The organism is Pseudomonas auratipiscis (genome assembly GCF_036324085.1).
In the GTDB taxonomy this organism is placed as follows: Bacteria; Pseudomonadota; Gammaproteobacteria; order Pseudomonadales; family Pseudomonadaceae; genus Aquipseudomonas; species Aquipseudomonas auratipiscis.
The window spans coordinates 15,128-30,527 of sequence record NZ_JAZDCU010000013.1 but is presented as its reverse complement, the minus strand read 5'-3'; the positions used below and the strand labels follow the sequence as shown (position 1 = coordinate 30,527).

At 60.3% G+C, this 15,400-nt stretch carries 15 protein-coding genes; 9 read left to right on the top strand and 6 right to left on the bottom strand.

Annotated features, from left to right (window positions below):
* The first annotated feature begins 2 nt into the window (after nucleotides 1-2).
* From mltB to V0R60_RS17940, 7 genes are all read left to right on the top strand, one after another.
* Nucleotides 3-1,013: a lytic murein transglycosylase B gene (gene mltB / locus V0R60_RS17970; RefSeq protein WP_136474333.1), complete on the top strand. Its 1,011-nt coding sequence runs from the start codon at nucleotides 3-5 to the stop codon at nucleotides 1,011-1,013.
* The gene (locus V0R60_RS17965; protein WP_330080434.1) at nucleotides 1,013-2,011 is read left to right on the top strand and encodes a septal ring lytic transglycosylase RlpA family protein; all 999 of its coding nucleotides are present in this window, start codon (nucleotides 1,013-1,015) and stop codon (nucleotides 2,009-2,011) included. The genes mltB and V0R60_RS17965 overlap by 1 nt, the downstream gene beginning before the upstream one ends.
* A gap of 134 nt (nucleotides 2,012-2,145) precedes the next feature.
* Nucleotides 2,146-3,306 carry a D-alanyl-D-alanine carboxypeptidase family protein gene (locus V0R60_RS17960; protein WP_136474335.1) on the top strand — a complete coding sequence of 387 codons (1,161 nt, stop codon included), beginning with the start codon at nucleotides 2,146-2,148 and terminating at the stop codon, nucleotides 3,304-3,306.
* Nucleotides 3,307-3,382: 76 nt separating this feature from the next.
* On the top strand, nucleotides 3,383-3,655 hold the full coding sequence (locus V0R60_RS17955) for a DUF493 domain-containing protein (RefSeq protein ID WP_038606559.1): 273 nt from the start codon (nucleotides 3,383-3,385) through the stop codon (nucleotides 3,653-3,655).
* Complete coding sequence (lipB, locus tag V0R60_RS17950) at nucleotides 3,655-4,302, top strand: lipoyl(octanoyl) transferase LipB (RefSeq protein ID WP_136474336.1); 648 nt, start codon at nucleotides 3,655-3,657, stop codon at nucleotides 4,300-4,302. Before V0R60_RS17955 ends, lipB begins: the two co-directional genes overlap by 1 nt.
* Nucleotides 4,303-4,304: 2 nt before the next feature.
* Entirely contained in the window at nucleotides 4,305-5,303 is a 999-nt protein-coding gene (lipA, locus tag V0R60_RS17945; RefSeq protein WP_136474337.1) for a lipoyl synthase, read from the top strand.
* Nucleotides 5,304-5,436: 133 nt separating this feature from the next.
* Complete coding sequence (locus tag V0R60_RS17940; RefSeq protein ID WP_330080433.1) at nucleotides 5,437-6,393, top strand: S66 peptidase family protein; 957 nt, start codon at nucleotides 5,437-5,439, stop codon at nucleotides 6,391-6,393.
* A gap of 76 nt (nucleotides 6,394-6,469) precedes the next feature.
* Here V0R60_RS17940 and V0R60_RS17935 read toward each other — a convergent pair whose 3' ends face one another.
* The 5 genes from V0R60_RS17935 to leuS all read right to left on the bottom strand — a co-directional run bounded on the left by V0R60_RS17935 (nucleotide 6,470) and on the right by leuS (nucleotide 12,445).
* Nucleotides 6,470-7,786, bottom strand: coding sequence for a lytic murein transglycosylase (locus V0R60_RS17935; protein WP_136474339.1), 1,317 nt, complete (start codon nucleotides 7,784-7,786; stop codon nucleotides 6,470-6,472).
* 61 nt (nucleotides 7,787-7,847) lie between these two features.
* Nucleotides 7,848-8,003 (bottom strand): alternative ribosome rescue factor ArfA, encoded by a 156-nt coding sequence (gene arfA / locus V0R60_RS17930; protein WP_136474340.1) that lies wholly within the window; start codon nucleotides 8,001-8,003, stop codon nucleotides 7,848-7,850.
* Between the two features lie 90 nt (nucleotides 8,004-8,093).
* Nucleotides 8,094-9,131 (bottom strand): DNA polymerase III subunit delta, encoded by a 1,038-nt coding sequence (gene holA / locus V0R60_RS17925; RefSeq protein WP_136474341.1) that lies wholly within the window; start codon nucleotides 9,129-9,131, stop codon nucleotides 8,094-8,096.
* A 36-nt stretch (nucleotides 9,132-9,167) separates the two neighbouring features.
* Nucleotides 9,168-9,773, bottom strand: a complete 606-nt coding sequence (locus V0R60_RS17920) for an LPS-assembly lipoprotein LptE (RefSeq protein ID WP_136474342.1) — start codon at nucleotides 9,771-9,773, stop codon at nucleotides 9,168-9,170.
* Between the two features lie 65 nt (nucleotides 9,774-9,838).
* The gene (gene leuS / locus V0R60_RS17915) at nucleotides 9,839-12,445 is read right to left on the bottom strand and encodes a leucine--tRNA ligase (protein ID WP_136474343.1); all 2,607 of its coding nucleotides are present in this window, start codon (nucleotides 12,443-12,445) and stop codon (nucleotides 9,839-9,841) included.
* Between the two features lie 238 nt (nucleotides 12,446-12,683).
* On the opposite strand from leuS, the gene V0R60_RS17910 reads away from it, so the two are divergent.
* Nucleotides 12,684-13,001 (top strand): hypothetical protein, encoded by a 318-nt coding sequence (locus V0R60_RS17910; protein ID WP_136474344.1) that lies wholly within the window; start codon nucleotides 12,684-12,686, stop codon nucleotides 12,999-13,001.
* A 121-nt stretch (nucleotides 13,002-13,122) separates the two neighbouring features.
* Nucleotides 13,123-13,881: a YdcF family protein gene (locus V0R60_RS17905; RefSeq protein WP_330080432.1), complete on the top strand. Its 759-nt coding sequence runs from the start codon at nucleotides 13,123-13,125 to the stop codon at nucleotides 13,879-13,881.
* Here V0R60_RS17905 and lnt read toward each other — a convergent pair.
* On the bottom strand, nucleotides 13,878-15,395 hold the full coding sequence (lnt, locus tag V0R60_RS17900) for an apolipoprotein N-acyltransferase (RefSeq protein WP_330080431.1): 1,518 nt from the start codon (nucleotides 15,393-15,395) through the stop codon (nucleotides 13,878-13,880). The two genes, V0R60_RS17905 and lnt, sit on opposite strands and share 4 nt — an antisense overlap.
* Nucleotides 15,396-15,400 lie beyond the last annotated feature (5 nt).

The window sequence follows — 15,400 nt, the reverse complement described above, 5'->3', positions numbered from 1 at the left end:
AAATGCAAGCAATGCGTGGCTGGGCTGCTCGTTGTATGCCCTGGGTTGGCCTGCTAGGTCTGCTCGGTGGTGTCCAGCAAGCGTCGGCCGGGGACTATGACGGATCGCCTCAGGTAGCCGAGTTCGTCGCCCAGATGACTCGCGACTACGGTTTTGCCGATGAACAATTGATGGACGTGTTTCGCGAGGTCAAGCGCAAGCAGTCGATCCTCGATGCCATCTCTCGTCCGGCCGAGCGGGTAAAACCCTGGAAAGACTATCGCCCGATGTTCCTCACCGATGCCCGTGTGGCGCGTGGGGTGGATTTCTGGCGTCAGCATGAGGCGACACTGGCTCGTGCCGAACAGGAATACGGTGTTCCGGCCCAGGTGATCGTTTCGATTATTGGCGTTGAAACCTTTTTTGGTCGAAACACCGGCAATTACCGAGTAATCGACGCGCTCTCCACCTTGGGCTTCGATTACCCACCGCGTGCCGACTTCTTCCGCAAAGAATTGCGTGAGTACCTGTTGCTGGCCCGTGAAGAGCAGGTCGATCCGCTGACCCTGAAGGGCTCTTACGCCGGTGCCATGGGTTTGCCGCAATTCATGCCGAGCAGCTTTCGCGCCTACGCCGTGGACTTTGACGGCGATGGCCACATCAATATCTGGAACAACCCGGACGACGCCATCGGCAGCGTTGCCAGCTACTTCAAACGTCATGGATGGGTTGCCGGTGAGCAGGTCGTAAGCCGCGCTACTGTCAGTGGCGAGCGTGTCGATGAGGGGCTGACCCCGGGAATCGAGGCGGTCAAGACAGTTGCAGAGTTGCGGGCACTGGGCTGGTCAAGTCATGATGCGCTGCGCGATGATCTGCCGGTCACCGCTTTCCGGCTTGAAGGTGAGAACGGCCCTGAATACTGGCTGGGCCTGAAAAACTTCTACGCGATCACTCGCTACAACCGCAGCGTAATGTACGCGATGGCGGTACATCAGCTATCGGACCTGCTGGTTCAAGCACGGGGCGCCAAGTAATGCGCGTATTGTTTTCTGCTACATCTCTGAAACTGATCGGTTGTGCAGCCCTGGGCCTGATGCTGGCCAGTTGCTCTTCGAGCAAGCCAGCCCCGCAAAGCACCAATAATGTGGTGCGCGCCAAGCCGGGCCTGGACATCAACCGGGCCCACAAGGATGGTGCGCCGTGGTGGGATGTCGATGTCTCCAAGATCCCGGATGCCACGCCGACCGTGCACACCGGTAACTACAAAGCCAACCCGTACACGGTGCTGGGCAAAACCTATTTCCCGATCCAGGAGTCGCGCAATTACCGCGCTGAAGGTACCGCTTCGTGGTACGGCACCAAGTTCCACGGGCAGAACACCGCCAACGGCGAGGTCTACGACCTCTACGGCATGAGCGCTGCACACAAGACCTTGCCACTGCCGGCCTACGTCAAGGTGACCAACCTCGACAACCACCGCAGCGTGGTTTTGCGCGTCAACGATCGCGGGCCGTTCTATTCGGACCGGATCATTGACCTGTCGTATGCCGCCGCGAAGAAACTCGGTTATGCCGAAACCGGCACGGCGCGGGTGCGCGTCGAGGGCATCGACCCGAAACAATGGTGGGCCCAGCGTGGCCAGCCCGCGCCGATGGTGCTGGACCAGCCGCAGGTTGCGCAAACCCAGGCCTTGTCTGCCAGCACGGGAACCGTCGAACAATGGACGCCACCGCCGCAACAACATGCTGCGGCAGTGGTGCCTTTGCAGGTAGCCAGCAACAACGCCCAGGCCAGTAATGGTCTTTACTTGCAGGTCGGCGCTTTTGCCAACCCGGACGCAGCCGAGTTATTGCGCTCCAAGTTGAGCAGCATGGTCAGTGCGCCGGTTTTCATCAGTTCGATTGTGCGCAATCAGCAGACCCTGCACCGGGTGCGCCTGGGGCCGATCAATAGCCAGGGCGAAGCCCAGCAGATGCAGGACAGTGTGCGTCTGGCCAATCTTGGCCAGCCGAAAGTTGTGACGGCAGACTGACCGGGGGGACTGGTCGGTTTGTCATGCAAGCGAGCAGAGCAGCCATGTACAATGGTCGTTTTGCTCGCAAGGCCCAGTGCCTGAAGACATTTTGCCCTTATGGGCATGAGCTCATTAGCCATTTCGAGAGACGGATGAACATAACCAGCTTTGCCAAACGCCTTTGCCTGCTTGTACCGCTGATGATCACCCCTGCTGCCTTCGCGGCAGAGCAGATGATGCCGTCGCCGCCGCAACTGGCAGCCAAGTCCTACGTGCTCATGGAAGCTTCCAGCGGTAATGTCCTGGTCGCGAACAATGGTGACGAGCGTTTGCCGCCGGCCAGTCTGACCAAGCTGATGACCGCCTACATCGCGACCCTGGATATCCGTCGCGGGCAGATCGGTGAGAACGACCCGGTTACCGTCAGCGAAAACGCCTGGCGTACCGGTGGTTCGCGTATGTTCATCAAGGTCGGTACCCAGGTCAGCGTCAGCGACCTGCTGCATGGCATCATCATTCAGTCGGGTAACGACGCCAGTGTCGCGCTGGCCGAGCACATCGCCGGCAGCGAAGACGCCTTCGCCGACATGATGAACAAGACTGCTGCTGATCTGGGCATGACCAACAGCCACTTCATGAACCCGACGGGCCTGCCAAACCCAGAGCACTACTCGTCGGCTCACGACATGGCCGTACTGGCGCGCGCGATCATCCACGAAGATCCGGCTCACTATGCGATCTACTCGCAGAAGGAGTTCTTCTGGAACAACATCAAGCAGCCTAACCGTAACCTGCTGCTGTGGCGCGACAAGACCGTCGACGGTCTGAAAACCGGCCACACCGACGAAGCCGGCTATTGCATGGTGTCTTCGGCAGTACGTGACGGCATGCGTTTGATCGCCGTGGTTTTCGGTACCAACAGCGAGCAGGCTCGTGCTGCTGAAACCCAGAAGCTGCTGACCTATGGCTTCCGTTTCTTCGAAACCCAGACCTTCTACCAGAAGGGCACCGAGCTTGCTCAGGCGCAGGTATGGAAGGGTGCGGCCAACCAGGTCAAGGCCGGTCTGGCGCAAGACCTGACCATGACTTTGCCTAAAGGCCAATTGAAGAAGCTGGCTGCAAGCATGACCATGAACCCACAATTGACCGCACCCATCGCCAAAGGTGACGTGATCGGTAAAGTGGAAGTCAAACTGGATGACAACGTTGTACACAGTGCTGATCTGATCGCGCTGGACGCCGTTGAGGAAGCTGGTTTCTTCGGCCGTGTGTGGGATAGCATTCGTCTATTCTTCTACGGGCTGTTCAACTGATATCGTGACCTGCCACGCCCCCGCCAACTCACGCGGGGGCGTTGTTGTTGCCACGGCTTACGAGGCCGTTACTGCCATGACTGAAGCTGACAAATCGCACAAAATCGAATTCCCTTGCGCCGATTACCCGATCAAGGTCATCGGTGACACCGTGGTCAATTTCAAAGACACGGTAATCGAAATTCTGAAGAAGTACGCCGAGGTCGATCTCAAGACCCTGGCTGAACGTCAGAGCAAGGAAGGCAAGTACACCACTGTGCAATTGCACATTGTTGCCACTGGCGAAGACCAGTTGCACAACATCAATAGCGCCCTGCGTGCCACCGGCATCGTGAAAATGGTGCTCTGATGTCGAAAAGCCTCGGCTTTCGCGATTTGGGATTGTTGCCATACGAGCCGGTGCTCGAGGCCATGCGCCGGTTTACCGATCAGCGTGGTCCTGAAACCGGTGACGAAGTCTGGCTGGTAGAGCACCCGGCGGTGTTCACCCAGGGCCAGGCAGGCAAGTCCGAGCACCTGTTGGTGCCGGGGGATATCCCGGTCGTGCAGACCGATCGTGGTGGCCAGGTGACCTATCATGGTCCTGGCCAACTGGTGGCTTATTTATTGTTGGATGTTCGCCGGCTCGGGTTTGGTGTGCGTGATCTGGTTTCCCGGATGGAGCGCTGCCTGATCGAGTTGCTGGCCAGTTACGACGTCGAGGCAGCGGCCAAGGCCGATGCCCCGGGTGTCTATGTCGATGGAGCCAAGATCGCCTCCCTCGGCCTGCGGATTCGCAATGGCTGTTCTTTTCATGGCCTTGCCTTGAACGTGGACATGGACCTTGCGCCATTCCGCCGGATTAACCCCTGCGGGTATGCGGGGCTGGCTATGACCCAGCTGCGCGACCAGGCAGGCTCGATCGAACTCTCTGAGGTAAGGGCAAGGCTGCGCGGGCAGCTGGTCAAGCACCTCGACTATGCTGAGCAGACGACCCTTACGGGCGGAATCTTCTGAATATGACTACTGTTGTGCAAGAACCAGTGCAAAGCGTGACTCCAGCGCCCCGGCCGAAGGTCGAGGCGGGCGTAAAACTGCGTGGCGCGGAAAAAGTCGCGCGTATCCCGGTAAAGATCATTCCTACCGACGAATTGCCGAAGAAACCCGACTGGATCCGCGTGCGGATCCCGGTTTCGCCGGAAGTCGACCGTATCAAGCAATTGCTGCGCAAGCACAAGCTGCACAGCGTCTGCGAAGAAGCGTCTTGCCCGAACCTGGGTGAGTGTTTCTCCGGCGGCACCGCCACGTTCATGATCATGGGTGACATCTGCACCCGTCGCTGCCCATTCTGCGACGTTGGTCATGGTCGCCCGAAACCTTTGGATGTGGACGAGCCGAAGAACCTCGCCGTCGCCATTGCCGACCTGCGCTTGAAGTACGTGGTGATCACTTCGGTGGACCGCGACGACTTGCGTGACGGTGGTGCCCAGCACTTTGCCGACTGCATCCGTGAAATTCGCGCGCTGTCGCCGGGCGTCCAGTTGGAAACCCTGGTGCCGGACTATCGTGGTCGGATGGACGTAGCCTTGGCGATCACCGCCGAGACACCACCGGATGTGTTCAACCACAACCTGGAAACCGTGCCACGTTTGTACAAGGCCGCACGTCCTGGCTCCGACTACCAGTGGTCGCTGACCCTGTTGCAGAAGTTCAAGGAGCTGGTACCGCATGTTCCGACCAAGTCCGGCTTGATGCTGGGCCTGGGCGAAACCGACGAAGAAGTGATCGAGGTGATGCAGCGCATGCGCGAGCACAACATCGACATGCTGACGTTGGGCCAGTATCTGCAGCCATCGCGCAGCCACCTGCCGGTACAGCGTTTCGTCCATCCAGACACCTTCGCCTGGTTCGCCGAGGAAGGCCTGAAGATGGGCTTCAAGAACGTCGCTTCCGGACCTTTGGTACGTTCTTCGTACCACGCCGACCAGCAGGCGCATGAGGCCAAGATCAAGCTCTGATCCCGGCTTCGAACAATGCCGATGCCTGCTTGTAAGCGGCATCGGCATTTTTGTTTGTGGGACTTTTGCGCCTTAAACTCGTGAGTGAACCGCGCTAGAGTCGAAGGCCAAATTCAGATAAGGAGCTGTCTGGGTGAACGCTGTTTTAGATCATCAAGCGGATGCGTGTAGGGCTGATTCCAGGCTGCCTGCAGCACTGGCGAGCAATGGCCGTATCGCGATCATTGCCCCGGCGGGGCCGGCCCAGATCGACACGTTGAAAGCCATTCTATGGTTCGAAGCACGCGGCTATCAGTGCCGTATTTATCCCGGAGTGACTGAGGCACAAGGTTATCTTGCCGGCGACGATGCCGTGCGCCTGGCGGATCTGCATGCGGCCTTCGCTGCCGATGATGTCGATGCAATCATCTGCCTGCGTGGTGGCTACGGATGCATGCGCTTGCTCGATAAGCTCGATTACGCATTGCTGCGCAAACACCCCAAGCCCTTTGTCGGCTACAGCGACATCACTGCGCTGCACAGTGCGATTGCCCGACATGCCGGCTTCGTGACCTTCCACGGGGCGATGCTCAAGTCTGAATTGTTGGCAAACAAGCAGGCGCCGACTGTGCCTTCTCTTTTCGAACAGCTCACCGGGCGTTTGAAGCGTGGTGACGAGCTGGAACATTCACAGAGCCATCCTTTGACCGCAGTCCTCCCAGGCGCGGCTTCAGGGCGCTTGGTGGGCGGTAATCTGGCCATGCTTTGCGCAACCTTGAACACACCCGCTGAATTTGATTGCCGAGAGGGAATCCTGTTCATCGAAGACGTCAACGAGCCCTTGTACCGCATCGACCGGCTGCTCACCCAACTGCGCCTGGCGGGCAAGTTCGAAGGGCTGCGCGGGGTGCTGGTCGGGGACTTTGCCGGGTTGACCGTGCAGATGCTCACACCGCTATTGCGGGAGATCTTCGAGCCGTTGCAGGTTCCTGTGCTGGCGGGATGGCGCAGTGGTCATTGCGACCCCAATATCACCTTGCCGCTGGGAGCGCAGGTGTACCTGGATGCGGATCAGCGCTGTTTGCGTCTGACGCAAGATTTGTTTGCTTGATTGCAATCGCGGGGTAAGCCCACTCCCGTAGAGTTGGATAAGCTCTGTAGGAGTGGGCTTGCCCCGCGCTCAAGAGTCAACGCTGACGCAGGCTTTCCAGCAGCTTATGCGTCGGGTAGCCATCAGCCGGCCAGCCCATTGCCTGCTGGGCGTTGCGGATGGCCTTGCGGGTATTGGCGCCGATGATACCGTCGGCGCTACCGGCGTCGTAGCCTTTGGCGCTAAGCAGCGTCTGCAAGTCGACGCGCTCGCTACGGCTCAGAGGCAGGTCATCCTTGGGCCAACTGCCCGCAATGTAGCCGGAGCCTTCGAAGCGCTGGCTAAGCAGGCCGACCGCCATGGCGTACGAGGACGAGTTGTTGTACTTGAGGATGGCGCGGAAGTTATCCAGCACCAGGAACGCCGGGCCGCGGTAGCCTGCCGGCAGCAGTAGGGCAGCAGACAGCTGTTCGCTACCGGCTGGCAGGGTAGTGCCGACCGGTAGTTTCAGACCCAGTTGCATCCACTCTGAAACCGTCTTGCGTTGCGCACCGTCGGCCAACCAGTAGTCGAAGCCTGGCGCCAATTGCACTTCAAAGCCCCAGGGCTCGCCACGTTTCCAGCCCGAGCTTTGCAGATAGTGGGCGGTGGAGGCCAGGGCGTCGGCAGAGCTGCTCCAGATATCCCGGCGCCCGTCACCGTCAAAGTCCACGGCATGGGTGTTGTAGGTGGTGGGGATGAACTGGGTTTGCCCCATGGCACCGGCCCATGAGCCTTTCATCGCGTCAGGCTGGATGTCACCGTTCTGCAGAATCTGCAGTGCGGCAATCAACTGCGCCTGGGCAAAGGCGGGGCGCCGGCCTTCGTAGGCCAGGGTTGCCAGGGAGCGGATCACCGATTTGCTGCCTTGGAACTGGCCGAAGTTGCTTTCCATCCCCCATACCGAGACCAGTACGTTGCGGTCTACGCCATAGCGTTGTTCGATCTGGCCCAGCAACTCGTCGTTTTTACCCAGCAGGCTTTTGCCGTTGCGTACGCGCAGGGGTGAGAGCGCGCCGTCGAGGTATTCCCACACGGGCCGGGTAAATTCTGGCTGACTGCGGTCGGCCTTGATCACGTCCATGTCGGGCGTGACGCCGAGGAAGGCGCGGTCAAACGTGCTGGGGTTGATGCCCGCCTGCAGGGCCTGCTGACGGAAGCCCGCTTGCCATTGGGCAAAGGTTTGTAACGGTTGAATTTCGGTGCTGGTGTCGACGGCCGGATTCGGCACGGTTACAACCGGTGCCGGCTGGGCAGGGGCCAGCGGTAGCGCATCGGCGGCGGTGGGTTTTTCCGCGCAGGCGACAAGCAGGATGAGGCTGGAGGCAGCAATCAGCTGGCGAGGCTGCCAGCGACGGGAAAGACAAAAGGGCATGCACAGTTCCAGGTATTTCAGGTCAGGTGCCGACCATACCATGCCTGTCGAAATCTTGCTTTTATGCAACCAAAAAGTAAGAAGCCTCCCAATCTCTCGATTGGAAGGCTTCGCGGCGGTAGCTGCCTTTGCCTTTGCCTGGTCGTTCCTGGCGGCTGCGGAACAGAGGCTGGGCGATGATTGATTTGGCCTTGTTGGGCCGGGACTTTTTGCTCATGGCAGAAATCCTTTGGGGGGTGGGCTTGGGAGGCAATATAGGGGCGAACGTGTTGCGGGGCAAGCCTGCTCCTGCAGGGCAGGATTGATGTCACTCTGCTGGTAGTGGCAAGCGCTGCCCGGCCATCAGTAGCGACAATCGACTCAGGCTGGTCCAAGGGGAGCCTTGGGCCTGGCCTTTGATCTGCGCATCAATGCGCTGGGCATCTTGCAGCAGTTGGCTCCAGCGCTGCGCCGAGTGGCGTTGCAGTGCTTTGCTCATGAGCGGCTTGCGCTTGTCCCAGACCGGCGGTCGCGCCTGGCTGAACGCTTTGTCCAGCGGCACGCCCTGGCTGTATTGCTGGGACAGGCCAGCCAGTAAGCGCAGTTCCCGGGCCAGGGCCCAGAGAATTACGGGTGGTTCGACACCTTCGCCGCGCAGGCCTTCGAGCATGCGCAGGGCATGCGCAGCTTCGCCATTGAGGATGGCATCGACAAGACCGAAGACATCGAAGCGAGCACTGTCGGCCACCGCGGCTTGGACGGTCTCGACAGTGATCTGGTTGCCTTCGGCCAGCAGCTTGAGCTTTTCGATTTCCTGCGCCGCTGCCAGCAGGTTGCCTTCCACCCGCGCCGCAATCAGGTCCACGGCATCACGCTGGGCCGACAGTCCAGCCTGCGCCAGGCGCTGATTGATCCATTGAGGTAACTGCTGGGTGTCTACAGGCCAGATCTGGATGAACTGAACCTGCTGGCCCTCGACCAGCGCCTTGCCCCACTTGGTTTTCTGCGCGCTGCCATCAAGCTTGGGCAGGCTGATCAGCAGCAAGGTGTCTTCAGCGGGGCGTGAGCAATACTCGATCAATGCTGCGGCGCCCTTGTCACCGGGCTTGCCCGAAGGCAGGCGCAGCTCCAAAAGGCGGCGCTGGGCGAACAACGACAAGCTGGCGCCGGCCTGAAGCAGAGTGCCCCAGTCGAAGTTGGCATCGGCACTGAACACCTGGCGCTCATCGAACCCTTGCTGGCGCGCAGCAGCACGCACGGCGTCTGCGGCTTCCTGGCACAGCAATGGATCATCGCCACTGATCACATAGACCGGTGCGAGGTTTCCTTGCAGGTGTTTGTTGAGCTGGGCGGGGGCGAGTTTCATGGCGGCAGGCGGGGCACCGAAGTGCCCCGTTCAGACTCAGTTGACGGGCAGTTGCAGTGGCGACTGCTGGGGCGTTTCGTCCTGGGCGCGGCGGGCCGCTTCCAGGGCATCGGCTTCAGCCTTGGCGCGTGCGTCGGCTTCCACTTGCAGTTGGTCCAGCTGGGCTGGGGTCAACAGTTGCAGGCGTACCAGCATGTTCTGCACCAGGTCGCGGCGCATTTCTTCGCGGGTTTGCGAAGCTTCCTGGTCACCACCGGTGATGTTGTTGCCGTCATACACGTAGATCTTGCGCACTTCGAGCTTGTCGCTGAGCAAGTTGGTGTCATTGAGGCCATTGATGCTGTAGCTGAGCACTGTTGTCAGCTCATACTCGGCACTGCCCGAACCGCCCGTGTAGGTGGCTGCGCGCTGAGTTTCGGCTTCGTTGGTCAAGACCAGCTTGTACGGTGCGCCAGTGTAGACGTTCACGCCGCTGTTTTTCAGGGCCTGACGCAGTTGGGTCACGGTTTCGCCATAGGCGTTGCGTGCGCTTACGTCCAGTTCCTTGATGCTCAGTTCACTGGTGCCAGTACCACGCAGCTGGAAACCGCAGGCGCTGAGCATTACCGCCAGGCCCATTACCAGCAAATTGCGTTTGATCATCTTGTTGCTCCCTTGTGGGCCGATTCTGTGTACCGGCCCGCTGTTCAGGCGGGCCGGTTGTCCTGTCAGTTGGCGACGATGTTAACCAGCTTGCCCGGTACCACGATGACCTTGCGGATGCTCAGGCCTTCGGTGAAACGCAGCACGTTTTCGTTGCTGCGGGCAGCGGCTTCGACTTCTTCGCGGCTTGCTGCAGCCGGCATTTCGATTTGACCACGCAATTTGCCGTTGACCTGGATGACCAGCACGATGCTGTCCTGGACCAGGGCGCTTTCATCTACTGCCGGCCAGCCGGCGTCAATGACTGCGCCCTGGTGACCCAGGCGATGCCACAGCTCATGGCTGATGTGCGGGGTGATCGGTGCCAGCAGCAAGGCGACGGTTTCCAGGCCTTCCTGTACCAGGGCACGGTCCTGTTCGCTGGCTCGCGGGGCTTTTTCCAGCACGTTCATCAGGGTCATCACCTGGGCGATGGCGGTGTTGAACTTGTGGAATTGACCGACATCGGTGCTGGCCTGCTTGATGGCCGCGTGAATGGCACGGCGAATCACTTTTTGATCGTCGTCCAGCGCAGCGATATCCAGCTTGCCCGGCAGGCCTTGAGTGACATGGGCCTGAGCCAGGCGCCAGACGCGGCGCAGGAAGCGGTTGGAGCCTTCGACGCCGGAGTCGGACCATTCCAGGCTCATGTCGGGTGGCGACGCGAACATCATGAACAGTCGGCAGGTGTCGGCACCGTAGGCTTCGATCATCGCCTGCGGGTCAACGCCGTTGTTCTTGGACTTGGACATCTTCTCGGTGCCGCCGATCTCGACAGGCAGGCCGTCGGTTTTCAGGCGGGCGCCGATGATCTTGGCCTTGGCGTCACGTTCTACTTCTACGTCAGCCGGGTTGAACCAGTCCTTGCCGCCGTTGCTGGCGACGCGGTAGTAGGTATCGGCAACGACCATGCCCTGGGTCAGAAGGTTCTTGAATGGCTCGTTGGAAGTCACCAGGCCTTCATCACGCATGAGCTTGTGGAAGAAGCGTGCATAGAGCAGGTGCAAGATGGCATGCTCGATACCACCGATGTACTGGTCTACCGGAAGCCAATGGTTGGCTGCCTTTGGATCGACAAGGCCGCCCTCGTAGTTTGGCGAGGCGTAGCGAGCGAAGTACCACGACGACTCGACAAAGGTGTCCATGGTGTCGGTTTCGCGCTTGGCTGGCGTGCCGCATTTCGGGCAGCTGCACTCGTAGAATTCAGGCATGCGTGCCAGTGGCGAGCCTGCACCGTCCGGTACCACGTTTTCCGGGAGGATGACCGGCAACTGATCTTCAGGCACCGGTACATCACCGCAGGATGGGCAGTGGACAATCGGGATCGGGCAGCCCCAGTAGCGCTGGCGGCTGATGCCCCAGTCGCGCAGGCGGAACTGGGTGCGCGACTTGCCCAGCTCTTTCTTGATCAGCGCGACTTCGATGGCGTCGAACGCGCCCGGGAAGTCCAGGCCGTCAAACTCGCCGGAATTGATCAGCACGCCGTGTTCACCACAGGCGGCATCCCACTCGGTAGCCACTTCATCGCCCAGGCTGGTGCGAACCACGGCCTTGAGCGGCAGGTTGTACTTTTTGGCGAACTCGAAATCACGCTCGTCGTGGGCGGGAACAGCCATTACTGCGCCGTCGCCGTAGTGCATCAGTACGTAGTTGGCGACCCATACCGGCAGTTTTTCACCGGTCAGAGGGTGCTCGACGAACAGCGAAGTGGCCAGGCCCTTCTTCTCTTGGGTGGCGACGTCGGCTTCGGCAACGCTGCCGCTTTTGCATTCATCGATGAAGGCTTGCAACTGCGGGTTGCCCTGAGCAGCCTGGGTAGCCAGAGGGTGCTCGGCTGCAACGGCCACGTAGGTGGCGCCCATCAGGGTGTCCGGACGGGTGGTGAAAACCTTCAGCGCCCCGGCGTGGCCGATGCTGGCCTGATCGTACGGGAACTGTACTTCCATGCCGCGGGACTTGCCGATCCAGTTACGCTGCATGGTCTTGACCTGTTCAGGCCAACCCGGCAGTTCGTCGAGGCTTTCCAGCAGCTCGTCGGCGTAGTCGGTGATCTTGAAGTAGTACATCGGGATTTCGCGCTTCTCGATCAGCGCGCCCGAACGCCAGCCGCGGCCATCGATAACCTGCTCGTTGGCCAGCACGGTCTGGTCGGCCGGGTCCCAGTTCACGGTACCGTTTTTACGGTAGATCACGCCTTTTTCGAACAGGCGGGTGAACAGCCACTGTTCCCAGCGGTAGTAATCAGGCTTGCAGGTGGTGACTTCGCGCGACCAGTCGAAGGCCAGGCCCAGGCTCTTGAGCTGGGTCTTCATGTAGTCGATGTTTTCGTACGTCCACTTGGCCGGCGCGACGTTGTTTTTCATCGCGGCGTTTTCAGCCGGCATGCCGAAGGCGTCCCAGCCCATTGGTTGCAGGACGTTCTTGCCCAGCATGCGCTGGTAACGGGCAATGACGTCGCCAATGGTGTAGTTGCGCACGTGGCCCATGTGTAGCTTGCCGCTCGGGTACGGGAACATCGATAGGCAGTAGTACGATTCCTTGCCTAGCTGTTCACTGACTTCAAAAGACTTTTGCTCGTCCCAGTACGATTGGGCGGCGGCTTCGATTTCACGGGGCTGATAGAGTTCGTGCATGGCTACTTTGCGCTTAGAGATGGGAGACCTTATCCAGGCAGCGGGAAAACCGCTGCATCGGCAATCCGGTGTCAAAAGGGTGAACGACCTAGCATACATGACCGCCGTCCACCGAGGGAAACCCTGATTGCACTGCCAGAGCCGCTGCGGGCCGTTGGTCGCAGCGATCGGCTGCTTTTGCGAGTGACGCTAAGCTCACTTGTGGGGGGAGATATTTTATCTTCAATGAGGTGAACGGATGGGAGAGTCGCAGTTACAAGCAACGAAACCTGAGCTTTACGAACGGCTGATCGATCGTTTAGGGCTTGCTCTGGATGTCGCCAGAACCTCCGTTCGGCTACGCGATGAAGTGCCTGCTGAATTGGAATTGCGTGGCCTTAGCCGCGCTGAATTCGATGTAATCAAAGCCTATCTGGATTCCCTTCCAGGGGCTAGGCATGGATGCGCCGGCGCACAGCTACCACCGGAGCCGCCGTCTACGGCCAGAGTTGTCTGGCTCAAGGACAAGACCCGCTCCACCACGACGGCAAAATCCAGGGCGGCGCAGTTCAAATAGCCGCTCGGGTCCCAGGCGCAATGCGGAGTGCGCCCCCTTCGAAAAACCAGGATGATCGGCACCTGACTATTGTTGCCAGGTGCCGATCCTCTTAGGCTGCGCACCTCCATGGAGGTGACCTGTGCCTATTCGATACTTGATCAAACAACTGATCCTGCCGCCCGGCGTACTGTTCCTGTTGCTGATCGCAGCCTGGTGGCTGCGCCGGTCCTGGCCGCGGTTGTCTGCGCTGTGCTTTGTTCTGGGGTTGGGTGGCTTGTGGGTCATGAGCCTGCCGATCGTCGTCGAGCGTTCCGCGCGCCTGCTGGAAACTGAACCTGCCTTGAGCCATGAACAGTGGGCGAGCCTGGCTGAGCATGCCGATGCCATTGTCATCCTCGGGGCGGGGCGAGAGCGTGGCGATCCGGCCTGGGGCAGTGACCAGCCTACAGGGGTTGCCATGGAGCGTATGCGCTATGCCGCGCAGTTGGCCAAGGCGTCGGGTCTGCCATTGCTGACCAGTGGTGGTTTGCACTACGGCACCCCGCCCAGTGAGGCGCAGTTGATGGCCGAGGCGCTGCAGCGCGACCTGGGTGTCAGCGTGCGCTGGAAGGAGGAGAGCAGCCGTACCACGTGGGAGAATGCGCAAATGAGCGCAGGAATTCTGTTGCCCCAAGGTATTACGCGGGTAGTTGTTGTGACCCAGGCCTGGCACATGCAGCGTTCGCGCTGGAGTTTCGAGCAGGCGGGTTTTGCGGTGGTGCCGGCGCCGGTCGGCTTCCTGGGTCGCGATCATGCTCGACCATTTGGCGGTTGGCTGCCGGAAAGCAAGGCAATGTGGCAGAACGGCCAACTGCTCAATGAAGCGGTCGGCCTGCTTGGTTATCGGCTGTTCTACTAGACGGTCTTGGCGATCCGGCTGGCCAGCAGGGCCCAGCCCAACAGCAGTACGCTGACAATCACCAGTGGCCATGAGCGCCACTGCAGATACGGCGTGAGCTGCTGCATCGGAACCACTTCACCGTAGAGGATGCCGCGTTCGAACTGCGGAATCTGCGCGGTGATGCGCCCGAATGGATCGATCAGGCCGGTGACGCCGTTGTTGGTGGCACGGATCATCCAGCGGCCGGCTTCCAGTGCGCGCATCTGCGCCATCTGCAAATGTTGCAGCGGGCCGATCGAGGTGCCGAACCAGGTGTCATTGCTGATGGTCAGGAGGATATCGCTACGGGCGGCAAGGCTTGCGGCGAACTCCGGGTAGACCACTTCGTAGCAAATGTACGGCGCGATCTGATAACCCTTGGCCTGCAGCAGTGGCTGGTCTTCAGGACCACGGGCAAAGTCCGACATGGGCAGATCGAAAAAGGCGATCACACCGCGAAGCATGTCCTGCAGCGGCACGTACTCACCGAACGGCACCAATTTCTGCTTGAGGTAGGTTCCGTCGCCTTCACCTGTTACGGTGATGCCGTTGTAGTAGCGGCGCTGTTGATGCACTACTTCCCTGATCGGCACGCCGGTGATCAGCGCTGAGTGACGGTCGGCTGCGAAGCTGCCCATCATGTCCAGGTAGCCCTGGGCCTGGTCCTTGAGAATCGGTACGGCGGTTTCCGGCCAGACCAGCAAATCGACAGGCTTGGAGCTGAAACTCATGTCCCGGTACAGCGCCAATTGGGCGTTGACGTGCTCGGGGTTCCATTTCAGTTCCTGCTCGACATTACCTTGCAGGGCCGCAACCGTCAGGGGCTTGCCAGCTGGCTGCGTCCAGGCGTGGTCTTTGAGCGCCAGGCCCGCACCCCAAGGTGCCAGCAACAGAACGATGGCCGCGGCCAGGAACGATTTACGTGCACGCAAGCGCGACAGATTGCAAAGCAGTGCCGCGGTCAGCGCCAGGCAGAACGAAATCAGCCACATGCCACCCACCGGCGCCAGCCCAGACAACGGCCCGTCGAGTTGGCTGTAACCGGAATAGAGCCATGGGAAACCGGTCAGGAACCAGCCGCGAAACGCCTCTTGGCCCACCCACAGAGCGGCGAAGCACAGGGCATCGGCCAGGGGGGCTTCATTGCGGCGCAGCCAGCGCGCCCATATCCAGGCTGGCAGGGCGAAAAACCAGGCTATTGCAGCAAAGAACGCCACGAGTAGGCCGATGGCCAGAATTGGCGTCGCACCACCGTAGGTGTTGATACTGACGTAAATCCAGCTGGTTCCTGCGGCGTATAAGCCGAAGCCGAAGCACCAGCCACGGCCCAGGGCCTGACGAGGCGTCAGTTCGCGCAAACCGAGATAGAAGAGCCCGGCCGCCAGCAGTGCCAGCGGCCAGATATCGAATGGCGCCAGGGCTAGTGTGGTGATTGCACCGGCCGCCACGGCCAGCAGGTTACCGGGCCAGCCGGGGCGGGTGATCCAGCGCATGGTTG